Here is an 11,204-nt window from a genome sequence, read left to right on the forward strand (position 1 = left end):
GCGGATGCGCGCGGCTCTGCTCTATCTCGCCCTCCTCGCCCTTGGCGTGGCGGGGGTGCTCTACATGGCCCGGCTCGGCGGCGCGGTGGAAATCCGCGTCGGGGATGTCGAGGTCATCCTGCCCTTCGCCCTGGCCCTGCTGCTGCTGGCCCTGGGCTTCGTGGCGCTGCACCTGCTGCTGGCGGGCATCGCGGCGCTGCGTCGCTGGCCGGCCCGGCGTCGCGCGAAGCGCGAGGCGCGGCGGCGTGCCGAGGGCGAATCGGCGGTGACCCGCGCCCTGGTTGCGCTGGCCGCCGGCACGCCGGACCTCGCGCGCATCGAGGTGCGCCGCGCCCGCGACAAGCTGGGCGACACGCCGCAGACCCTGCTGCTGGCCGCGGAGGCCGAGCGCCTCGCCGGCCGCGACGAGGCCGCGGCGGAAGCCTTCCACCTGCTGGCGCTGCGCGACGATTCGCGCTTCCTCGGCCTGCGCGGCCTGCTGCGCCAGGCGATCCAGCGCGAGGACTGGCCGACCGCCCAGCGCCTGGCGCGGGAGGCGGAGGCCGCCCAGCCCGGCGCCGCCTGGCTGCGCGAGGAACGCGAGACGCTGGCGCTGCGCACGCGGGACTGGCGCGAGGCGCTGGCGCTGGCCGCCCCCGGCCCGCACCAGGCGCCTCTCGCGCTCGCCGCGGCCGGGCAAGAGCCGGCCGAGGGCGGGAAGGCGGCGGAGCTGGAACGCAAGGCCTTCGAGACCGACAAGGGCTTCACCCCCGCCGCACTCGCGCATGCGCGCCGGCTGCGCGAGACGGGCAGCCCCCGCCGCGCGAAGCAGGTGCTGGAGGAGGCGTGGAAGGCAAAGCCGCATCCCGACCTCGCGGAGGCCTACCTCGCCGGCGAGGTCGACCCGCTGCAGCGCGTGAAGGCGGCGGACCTGCTGATCCACGGCACGGCGCGCAACCCGGAGAGCCAGCTGCTGATTGGCCGGCTCGCCACCGAGGCGGGGCTGACCGGCCGCGCGCGGCAGGAGCTGGACGCGCTGGTCGCCACCGGCCGGGCGGATCGCCGCGCCTATCTGGCGCTGGCCGATCTCGAGGAGGTGGAGGCCGGCGACTCGCCGGACAGCCGCGCGGCGCAGGCCAAATGGCTGCGCCTGGCGGCAACCGCGGCGCCCGAGCCGCGCTGGCGTTGCAGCGCCTGCGGCACCGACCAGGCGGCCTGGGCGCCCGTGTGCCCGAACTGCCAGTCGGTGGGTACGATCGGCTGGGCGACGCCGCAGCAACTGCCGGTGGCGGCCCTCACCTGACGCCGCCGGCCGGGCCGGCGCCTGGATTGCAGCGAGGAGTCCGATGACCCGTCTTGCCGCCCTTGCCTTGCTGCTGCTGGCCGGTCCCGCCCTGGCGCAGGACCGGCCCTCCCTGACGCCGGAGCGCGACGTCGCCGTGACCTACCGGATCGAGGCCGACGCACCGGCAGGCGTGCCACCCAGCATGACGGTGAGCTGGCAGGCCGCGACGGCAACGATGCGCACCGACATGCCGGGCGGCATGGGCTGGATGGTGGCCGACACCCGCAACGGCCGCGCCTTCCTGGTGATGGAGCAGATGCGCACCATCATGGACATTCCCGCCGCGCAGGCCATGGCCGCCCGCATCGCTTCGGCCGAGGCGCGCTTCCGCCGCGAGGGGACAGCGACCATCGCCGGGCTGCGCTGCACGATCTGGAGCATCCAGGATCGCGACGGCCAGGGCCGGTCCTGCATCACCGAGGACGGCGTGGTGCTGCGCGCGGAGGGCGCGCATCAGGGCCGCCGCGGCGGGATGGAGGCGACGCAGGTGACCTTCGGCGCGCAGGACCCGGCGCGCTTCCAGCGGCCGCAGGGCTACCAGACGATGCGGATGCCCCAGGGCATGCCGCCCGGCCTCATCCCCGGCCTGGGTGGCGGCCAGCCCACCCGGTAGGGCTGCCTTGCAGGGCGGGCGGGCCGCGTCAGGCCACGATCTCGCCCCTGTGCACCGGGATCGTGCCCGACATCTGCGGCAGCCCGGGGCGGCGCCAGGCAATCCGCCAGGCAACGCGGTCGAAATTCATGCCCATGTTCACGAAGCTGCCGGCCTCGCTCAACTCAACAGCGATGACCGCGCGGCGCAACTCGACCGAGAGCTGGTCCAGCACATGCCGGGCCAGCAGGTGGCGCGGCACGCCATGCAGTTCGGCGGCGTCCACCGGGGCGGTGAGGGGGCCGGCGAAGTCGAGCGGCATCGGGGCGTCTTCCGCATCCTGCCCGGTCCTCGGGGCTCGGTCGGCGCCGTTCCTCGGCGTGGAATCCAGCATGGCGCGGCCTGGGTGACCGAGGCGTTAACCGCGGGGCACGCTGCGTCACATTTCCCCGCCTTCCGTTCGCCACCTCGGCGGGCCATCTCTTGCGCCATGTCGAGACGTCGTCTTCTGGGGGCTGCCCTGCTCGCCGCCCTCCCGCTCCAGCCCCTGCTTGCCCAGCAGCGGCCGCAATCGCGCGCCGCCGCGCCCGACCGGGCGGTGCTGGCCCAGGTGGAGGCCTATCTGAACGGGCTGCGAACCCTGCGCGCCCGTTTCCTGCAGATCGGCCAGAACGGCGCGAGCGCGCAGGGCACGGCCTGGATCGTGCGGCCGGGGCGCATGCGGTTCGACTACGACCCGCCCGAGCCGCTGTTGCTGGTGGCCTCCGGCGGGCAGGTGATGATGTTCGATCGGGAGCTGCGCCAGCCCACCACCGTCCCGGCCTCCTCCACGCCGCTTGGCCTGCTGCTGCGCGACCAGATCCGGCTTTCCGGCGATGTCACCGTTACCGGGATGGAGCGACGCGGCGGCTTCCTGCATGTGAGCCTGCACCGCACGGGCGCGCCGGCGGAAGGCCGGCTGACGCTTTCCTTCTCGGAGGATCCGATGCAGCTGCGGCAATGGACCGTGGTGGACGCGCAGGGGCGGGAGACGCGGGTGACGCTGTACGAGATCGACACCACGGCGCGCCCCGACCTGCGCATCTTCGACTTCAACGACCCCCGCTTCCTGGAGCAGGAGCGGCGCTGAGCGGCGCCGGGATCAGTTCGGCGCGGAGGCCTTCGCGGGCTCGCGCTGCACCTTCTTGAGGCGCCCGGACTGCAGCAGCTGCTCGGTCAGCTGCGGCAGCCGCTCCCCGAAGGTGGCCAGCGCCTCCACCGGGATCACCAGCGTGAAGGCGTGCACGGCCTTCGGCTTGCCCTTGCCTTCGGCGACGAGCGTGTGGAAGCGCACCCGGGCATTCGCGCCGACGACGGTGACGTCGGTGACGCCGTCGGCATAGATCGTGTCGTTCATCTCGGGCTCCTGGCAGGCGGGCCGGCCGCGATGCGGGCCGGGCTTCGCTTATGTGGGGGGACCGTGACGGTCCGGTAAAGTCCCCGGCCGGCCGCGCGCCGCCCGGGCGGGTGCCTCAGGCGACCAGCACCTCCTGTGTCGCAATCGCGGCCAGGTTCCAGGCGTCGTAGCCGGAAGAGCCCTGGTCGAGATCGGAGAGGCTGCCCCAGCCGAAGCCCTGCTCGTAGTAGTGGAGCTCGAGCCCATCGCCATAGCCTTCGTCAAAGACGAACCAGAGCAAGCCTTCCGCCACCTCCATGCTGTACTCGAAGGCATCGCGGCCGACGAAGGTTCCGCTGCTGATCTGCTGGATATCCTGCGTCGGGATGTCGTAGCGGAAGAGCTGCGTGCCCTGGCCGGTCCAGGTGTCTGCGAAGAAGAACAGGCCCGTGCCGTAGACCTCCGTCCCGCCTTCCAGGAACGGAATGCCGGAGATCCCGGATTCCCAGAGGCCGATGCTGAAATCCACCGTCGTCCCGGTGACGGACCAGAGCGTCGGTCCGGCATCGGTGTCGCCGAAGACGACCACCGTGTCCTCGTCCACCGCGGTGATCTGCCGCGGCAGAGCGCCCTGGCTGGATTCAGCGTCGTCGCGCAGGTCGATGACAGTGAAGCTGCCATCGGTCTCGACGCGCACCAGCTCGATATCGCCGGCGAAGCCGATGCCCTCGGTGACGGCGCGCATGTAGACGCCGCCACCTGCCGCGACCAGCTCGCGCGGGTCGCTGTTCTCGCTGCCGAGGTTGATGTCCACCAGCGTGCTCGTGCCGGTCGCCAGGTCGTGGAGCATCAGCTCCGTGCCGGCGCCGGGGGTGAACTGGTCCTCGTAGAACAGCACGTCGCCGGCACGCGCAACCTCGGTCCTGAAGAGGTAGCCCGCGTTGTCGTCGATCATCGTCGCGGTGAGGCCTTCGATCAGCCAGAGCTCGAAGGCGTCGTATTGCAGGGTGGTGGGGTCGTAGATGCCCTTGGTCACCAGAACCACGTCGCCCAGGGCATGCGGCTCGAAGAGGTATTCGCGGATGTCTTCGGGGTTCCCGGTGTAGCCGACCGCCGTGAGGCCGCTGACCTGATCGAAGCTGCGCGTGCCCGTGCCCGGATCGTGGGTGATGCGCACCATCACCGTCGGGTCCGGCCCGACCTCCGGGATGGTCGCGATGGCGTAGATGTCCGCGATGGAGGAGTCGCCCAGCTGCTCAAGCTGGACGAAGCCGGAGGGATAGGAGTTCGCCGGGATCGCGGCGTTGTCCGGGTCCTGGCCGGGCGCGATGTCCACGAAGTCCACTTCGTCCGTCATGTCGAAGAAGGTCGCCTCCGCACCCAGGCCGAACGCGAAGGAGGCGAGCGGCATGTCGCCGAAGAAGCCCTGGTCGCCGTTGGTGCTGACGTTGAATCCGTTGACCGGCGTCAAGTTCCCGAACTGGTAGGAGGCGAAGTAGGTGTAGATGATGTCGTCGATGCTGACTTCGAAGTAGAGCCCGCCATCCGCCGCCGTCAGATTGCGATAGGCGATGTTCGAGGCTTCGCGTTGGAGGGCGTGCGTGAAGGTGTCGCCGTATTGCGCCGGATTGTACTCGTAGACGATGCTGCCGTAGCTGCCTTCGGCGCCGCCGGCGTAGCCGTAGCTGGTGACGAAGAGCCGGTCGCGGCTGATCACCTCAAGCTCGTTCAGGTAGTAGTCGGCCTCGTGGGTGGTCAGGCGTTGCACCGAGGCGCCATCGAAGACGAACACCTCCTGGTAATCGAAGTTGTTGCCGTCATAGGCGATGTAGAATGCCTCGCCATCCACCACCTCGACATCGTACGGAGAGTAGTTGAAGTCGTCCGCGGCCGAGAAGCCGTCCTGGTTCCCGAAGAAGAGGTAGTAGTTGCCGTCGCCGGCGTTGTCATAGAAATTGGCCAGAACGCCGTCCTGGAAGGCCATGAGCGAAACATCGCCGGCGTAGTTCAGGCCGCTGAAAAAGCCATCCAGGCCGGAGGAATTGTCGAAGACGAACACCCCTGTCCCGCTGTCGTCCGCGCGCCAGAGCTGCTCCTGGCCGGTCTCGTTCCGACCGATGAAGTAGACCTGCTCGCCGACGGCGACCAGGTCCCGGACATAGGGATCCTCGGCCATGCCGGTCCAGCCGAAGCTCGACAGCGTGCCGTTGTTCAGATCCAGGCGGAACAGCACGCCGACGTCCGTCGTGCCCGTCGCGGAATCGTAGGTGTCGGCCGCGAAGAAGACCGCGTCGGAGGTCACCGCGAGGTCGCGGATGCTGGACACGGCGCCACCGCTTTCGCTGGTCAGCTGCTCGACCAGCTGCGTCGCCGGATCGTAGCGGAAGATCTGCTGCCAGCCCTGCGAGTCATCGTATCCGACGAAGTAGATGCTGCCCTGGCCTTCCGTCAGGCCGGAGAGGGCGTAGCCCGTCTCTGCCACCGCTCCCCCGGCTGTGCCGGGCCCGAAGGCATGGAAACTGTCGTAGTCGATGGCAAAGATGTTCTCGCCGACGACGAGAAACTCGTTGATGTAGACGCCGCTGATCAGCGTGTTCAGCCCGCCGACCTCGCTGAAGCTGTGCAGGCCGTCCCCGGCGAGGAAGGCGACGCCGTCGCCGAAGGGCGTGATCTCCGACGGATAGTAGTATGGGCTGCCGTTGATCTCCGGCAGCGCGATGCCGACGAAGGGGCTGTTGTCCGGCACGTAGTGCCAGAGCTGCGAGTTGCCGGTGCCGTAGTCGTAGCCCTGGAAGTAGAGCACGACGGGCGGCGGGACGGTCGGCACCAGTGTGATCACGCCGCTGTCCGAGGCGCCGAGCGGATCCTGATAGCTGAACTCGAACTGCAGCGGGTCGCCCGATCCGTCATCGGTGAACCGGATGCCGTTCGCCTCGATGGAGACGGCGCCGCCGCTGACGGCGAAGGCGTCGAGGAAGGTCAGCTGGAAATCGCTGTGATCCTCGTCGCTGACGAAGGTCAGAAGCTGGGAGAAGCTGATGAAGAAGTCCGTGGCGCCGACCGGCACCGGGATCTCGCCGTCGCTGACCACCGGCGCGTCGTTGACCGGGTTGATGTAGACATAGGCGGTGCTCCGCGTGCCGGTCGTGCCGTCCGTGGCGGCGTAGTCGAAATACACCTCGCCATTGACGTCGCTACGGGGCGTGAAGCGGACGAACTGCTCGCCACCGAGCTCCACCAGCTGCACCGTGCCGTAGATGGACGAGAGCGAGGCCGGGTCGATCGAGAGCGGGTCGCCTTCCTCGTCGAAATCGGCGCCGAACTGGTAGACGCCGCCGATGAACTGCCCTTCGAGCAGGCGGCTGACCGGGATGTCGAGTACGGCATCCTCGTAGCCCACCATGTCGTTGGTGGCCGGGTCGGCGTCGCCATAGCTGGCACCGTTGTACGCCCAGTAGTCCCAGCCGGTGAGCGGCGCGTCGTTGCCGTCCTCGACGGTGAGGGTCACCCGCACCGCCTCGCTGAAGGCGTTCGGGTTGCCGAAGTCGCGGGCGCGATATTCGAACCAGGTCTCGCCGGACCAGTTGGGATCCAGCAGCCGCACCGTCACCCCGAAGGAGGAGTAGCTCACCGAGGAGATCACGTCGGTGTCCCAGCGCGCCTCGGGAAAGCTGGAGATCGGCGATGCGATGTAGAGGTCCTGGCCCTCCGGGTCAGTGTCGTTGCCGACCAGCTCCAGCCGGTCGATGTAGATGTCGCGGCGACTGCCGTCCGGCGCATAGGTCGCCTCGGCCTCGCTGACCGTGACGGCGTCAGGCTGCGCGATCGGCGCGCCGTTGAAATACACCGTCGCCGTGCTGGTGGTGCCGCCTTCCTCCTGCACCGTGTACTGGAAGGAAGCGTCGGCGCCCGTATGGGTGAAGGTGACGAAGTCGTCCGTCGGGTTGTCCGGCGTGCCGTTGTTGTTCAACACCGCGCTGCCGTTCACCGCGTTCTGCACCGAGATTATCGTCAGCACGCTGTTCGGATCGGGGTTGTCGTCGTTGCCCGCCATGTCCAGGAAGGAAACGTCCTGGTTCTCCGGCGCACCGGGCAGCCGGGCGACGAAGTCGTCCTGCGCGACGACGGGGTCGTTCACGTTGTTCACCGTGACACGGACGAAGGCCGTGTCGCCGCCCGTCACCTGGTAGAAGAAGCCCGGGCCGCCATAGCCGCCCCAGCTGTTGCTGCCGTACCAGGGATTGTAGCCTTCGGCGACATCGGTGCCCGGCGTGTAGGTGACGGTGCCGTTGCCGTTGTTCACCACCGTCCCGCCGCCCCCGATCCAGGCGACCGTGTAGAAGCTGACCGCGGAGAAGGGATTGCCTTCCACGTCGGAGTCGTTCGCCAGCAGGTCGGCGATCTGGATGACGATCGGCGTCTGCTCCGTGGTGGCGAGGCCGAGCGCGAGGTCGTCCACTGCCACCGCCGGGTCATCCACCGCGGCCACCTGGACGTTCAGCGTGACAGTTAGGTCGGTGGCCGCGTTGCCGTCGCTGATGGTGAAGGTGAAGGTCGTCGGGCCGTTGAAGTTCTGGACCGGCGTCAGCCAGTTGTCCTCGTTGCTGAAGAAGAAGCCATCGGAGGCGGAAATGTTGCTGTTGCTTCCGTAGCTGCGGATGAACAGGTTGTCCGAGTTCGGATCCGTGACGCCGGCCAGCGCGATCAGTTGGTCGTCCGTGAAGTAGGACTGCGTGTCTTCCGTCAGGTTCAGCACGCCTGGCGTGCCGGTCTGTTGCGGCCCGCTGTTCAACGTGACCAGCGCCGTGTCGGAGAAAGTGCCGTCCGACAGCGTGTAGGTGAAGGTCGCCGCGCCCGAGGTGTAGGTGACCGTCACCGACTGGTTGGCGTTCAGCACGATGCTGCTGACATTGGCGCCGGCGACGACGCCGGTGATCGCTGCATCGTTGTCCACGTCGCTGTCGTTGCCGACCAGCTGCGCGCGCGTGATGGTCTGCGTGCCGGCTTCGGGGAAGAGGCGCGCGATCACGTCGTCATTCGCCGTCACCGGGTCGTTGATCGGCGTGACGGTGACGTTGGCATAGGTGTCCGTGTTCCGCGCGCCGAACACGTCCTCGAGCACGTAGTAGAAAAAGGCGTTGCCGTTGAAATTGGCGTCCGGCGTGAACACGACCTCGTCGTCGCTGCGGTCGGCGGTGCCCTTGTCGTCCAGCACGGCATCGCCGCCGTAGCTGCCCCACTCCGTGACGCTGGAAATCCAGAAGGAGTCGCCATCCGGATCGTAGTCGCCGTTCGACAGCAGGGAGGCCACGGGGATGACGATCGCCGTGTCTTCCTGCGTCGTGAAGACGCCGGGGCTCTCGACCACGCCGCGCGGTGCGTCGTTCTCCGGCGTGACGGTGATGGTGAGCACCGCGGTGTCCGTGCCACCGCGCCCGTCGGAGACGGTGTACTGCGCCTCGAAGGTGCCGAAGGTGTCGTTCAGCGCATCGTTGACATAGAAGCGGACGCTCTCGTTCCGGCCGTCGCCATTCGCGTCGTATCCGATGCCGATCACAGGCGCACCGTTCAGCGCCGTCACCCCGACCACCGAGAGCAGGTCGCCATCCGCGTCGCCGTCATTCGCAGTGACGTCGACGTCGGTATAGAAAGTCCAGGCGGTGTTCTCCGCGATGGTGACCTCGTCGTCCTCGGCGACAGGCGCGGTGTTCAGCGTGACGGTCGCGCTGGACGTGCCGCCCTCGCCGTCGGCCAGCGCGTAGTCGAAGGCATAGGCGCCCGTGAAGCCCGCCTCGAAGGTGACGGTCACCGTCCGCGCCGCGTTGTCCGCCACCGCGGTCACGCCGCTCTCGTTCGTGATGGCGCTGATGGTCCAGCCGCTCTTCGGGCTGTCCCAGTCCACATCATTGCCGAACAGCGTGTCGTAGCTGATCACCTGCGGGTTCGTGCCGGTCCGCGTGACGGTGTCGTCGGCCGCAGTCGGGTCCTCGTTCACGTCGAAGACGCGCACGAAGGCATAGGTGGAGGCGGTGTCGCCGTCCCCGTTCGTCTCGGTGGCCGTGTAGTAGAAATAGGCCAGCCAGGAGCTGTTGAAATCCTCGAACAGCGGCGTGTTCGCGTCCGGCGTGAAGCGGACGCTGTCGTTCACCAGGTCGCCATCGGTGTCCACCAACGCCGCGCTGCCGCGCACAAAGGTCTGCACCGAGGTGATGGTGAAGGCGGTGCCGTCCGGATGCTCGTCATTCGCCAGCAGCGTGGCGAAGGCGATGTCCACCGGCGTGAACTGGCTGGTGCTGACGATCTCGGAGGACAGTAGGTCGGGCCGAACGATCGGCGCATCGTCCTCCGGCGTCACCGTGATCGTGACCACCGCCGTGTCCGTGCCGCCCCGCTGGTCGGAGACGGTGTACTCCACCTGGAACACGCCGTTGGTGTTGTTGCTGGGGTCGTCCACGTAGAAGCGCAGGCTTTCGAAGCGGCCGTCGCTGTTGCTGTCCCAGCGCTCCGCCACGATCGGCGCACCGTTCAGCGCGACCACCGAGGCGACCGTCAGCAGGTCGCCATCCGCGTCGCTGTCATTGCCGATGACGTTGACGAAGTGATAGTCGGACCATCCCCGGTTCTCGCCGATGGTCGTCGAATCGTCCGTCGCGGACGGCACGGTGTTGAGAGTGACCGTCGCGGTGTCGAAGCCGCCCGCACCGTCGGAGACGGTGTAGTCGAAGCTGTAGGCGCCGACATGCGCCGGGTCGTAGGTGACCGTGACCGTGCGGGCCGCGCCGTTCACCGCGACCGTCACGCCGCTTTCGTTCGTGATGGCGCTGATCGTGCGGTTCGCGGCCGCCGTGTCCACATCGACGTCGTTGGCGAATAGCGTGGCGAAGGTGATGACCTGCGGGCTGGCGGTGCGGGCGACCACGTCGTCGCCGGCCACTGGCGCGTCGTTCACCGGCGCCAGGTTGATCGTGATGGTGCCGCCGGCGTTCAGCTGCCCGTCGGTGACGGAGAGGAAGAAGGATCCGGCGCTGTCCCGGTTCGGCAGCGGCGTGAAGATCAGGTTGCCGCCGCCGATCGTCACCGCGCCCCCGAAGTCGCCGGTGACGTTCAGGAAGCTGACCGTGTCGCCGACATCCACGTCCGACGCCACCTGCGCCAGCAGATCGGCGATGGCGATGACGAAGGGCACGTCCTCCGTGCCCTGGAAGGTCGTGGGCGTGACCACGGGCCGGTCGTTCACCGGCGTGATGTCGAGGGTGATCAGCCCGTCCACCAAGCCGCCATGCCCGTCGCTGAGCTGGTAGGTGATCGTCTGCACGCCGTTGGTGTTCAGCGTGCCGGTCACCCGGATGCCGCCGGCCTCCAGGCCGCCGGTGACGAAGGCGTTGGAGGTGACGCCGGAGACGACGATGCTGTCCCCATCCGCATCCGTCGCGCCTGCGATCAGGTCGGCCGTGCTGATGAGGATCGATGTGTCCTCGTTGACCGTCCTGGTGACGCCGTTCGGCGCCGTGGGCGCATCGTTCACCGCATTGACGGTGATGGTCACGGTGCCCTGGTTGCTGGTGGCCTGGCCGTCGAACGCGACGAAGTCGAAGCTGACCTGGCCGTTGAAGTTGGCCGGCGCGTCGAAGGTGTAGCTGCCGTCGTCGTTGAAGGTGAGGCCGGCAGGCGTCGTGCTGACCAGCGAGAAGGTCAGCGTGTCGTTCTCGGCATCGGTGGCGAGGTCGTTCAGGTTGCCGCTGATCTCGCCATCCTCGTCGATGGTGGCGCTGCCGTTCTCGACTGTCGGCGCGGTGTTGTCCGGCGTCTCGTCGACGTCGGTGACGGCGATGGTGAAGGTCTCGTCGTAGGTGCCGCCGGCGCCGTCATCGGCGCGGATGGTCACGCTGTAGGAGGATTGCGTCTCAAAATCG

Annotated in this window: 6 protein-coding genes; 3 read left to right on the forward strand and 3 right to left on the reverse strand. The window is 68.4% G+C overall.

Annotated features, from left to right (window positions below; genetic code table 11):
* The first annotated feature begins 4 nt into the window (after positions 1 to 4).
* Complete coding sequence (locus tag DFH01_RS26055; RefSeq protein ID WP_109873451.1) at positions 5 to 1,282, forward strand: heme biosynthesis HemY N-terminal domain-containing protein; 1,278 nt, start codon at positions 5 to 7, stop codon at positions 1,280 to 1,282.
* Between the two features lie 43 nt (positions 1,283 to 1,325).
* The gene (locus DFH01_RS26060; RefSeq protein ID WP_109873452.1) at positions 1,326 to 1,937 is read left to right on the forward strand and encodes a DUF4412 domain-containing protein; all 612 of its coding nucleotides are present in this window, start codon (positions 1,326 to 1,328) and stop codon (positions 1,935 to 1,937) included.
* Positions 1,938 to 1,965: 28 nt separating this feature from the next.
* Here the strand turns inward: DFH01_RS26060 and DFH01_RS26065 are convergent, their stop codons facing one another.
* Entirely contained in the window at positions 1,966 to 2,238 is a 273-nt protein-coding gene (locus tag DFH01_RS26065) for a hypothetical protein (RefSeq protein WP_109873453.1), read from the reverse strand.
* Positions 2,239 to 2,406: 168 nt separating this feature from the next.
* On the opposite strand from DFH01_RS26065, the gene DFH01_RS26070 reads away from it, so the two are divergent.
* On the forward strand, positions 2,407 to 3,045 hold the full coding sequence (locus DFH01_RS26070) for a LolA family protein (protein WP_109873454.1): 639 nt from the start codon (positions 2,407 to 2,409) through the stop codon (positions 3,043 to 3,045).
* 12 nt (positions 3,046 to 3,057) lie between these two features.
* On the opposite strand, the gene DFH01_RS26075 is transcribed toward DFH01_RS26070, so the two are convergent.
* Together DFH01_RS26075 and DFH01_RS26080 are read right to left on the reverse strand one after the other, a co-directional pair.
* Positions 3,058 to 3,312 (reverse strand): hypothetical protein, encoded by a 255-nt coding sequence (locus DFH01_RS26075; protein ID WP_109873455.1) that lies wholly within the window; start codon positions 3,310 to 3,312, stop codon positions 3,058 to 3,060.
* Positions 3,313 to 3,427: 115 nt separating this feature from the next.
* Entirely contained in the window at positions 3,428 to 11,176 is a 7,749-nt protein-coding gene (locus DFH01_RS26080; RefSeq protein WP_109873456.1) for a cadherin-like domain-containing protein, read from the reverse strand.
* Positions 11,177 to 11,204: the final 28 nt, after the last annotated feature.

Source organism: Falsiroseomonas bella (genome assembly GCF_003173615.1).
In the GTDB taxonomy this organism is placed as follows: Bacteria; Pseudomonadota; Alphaproteobacteria; order Acetobacterales; family Acetobacteraceae; genus Falsiroseomonas; species Falsiroseomonas bella.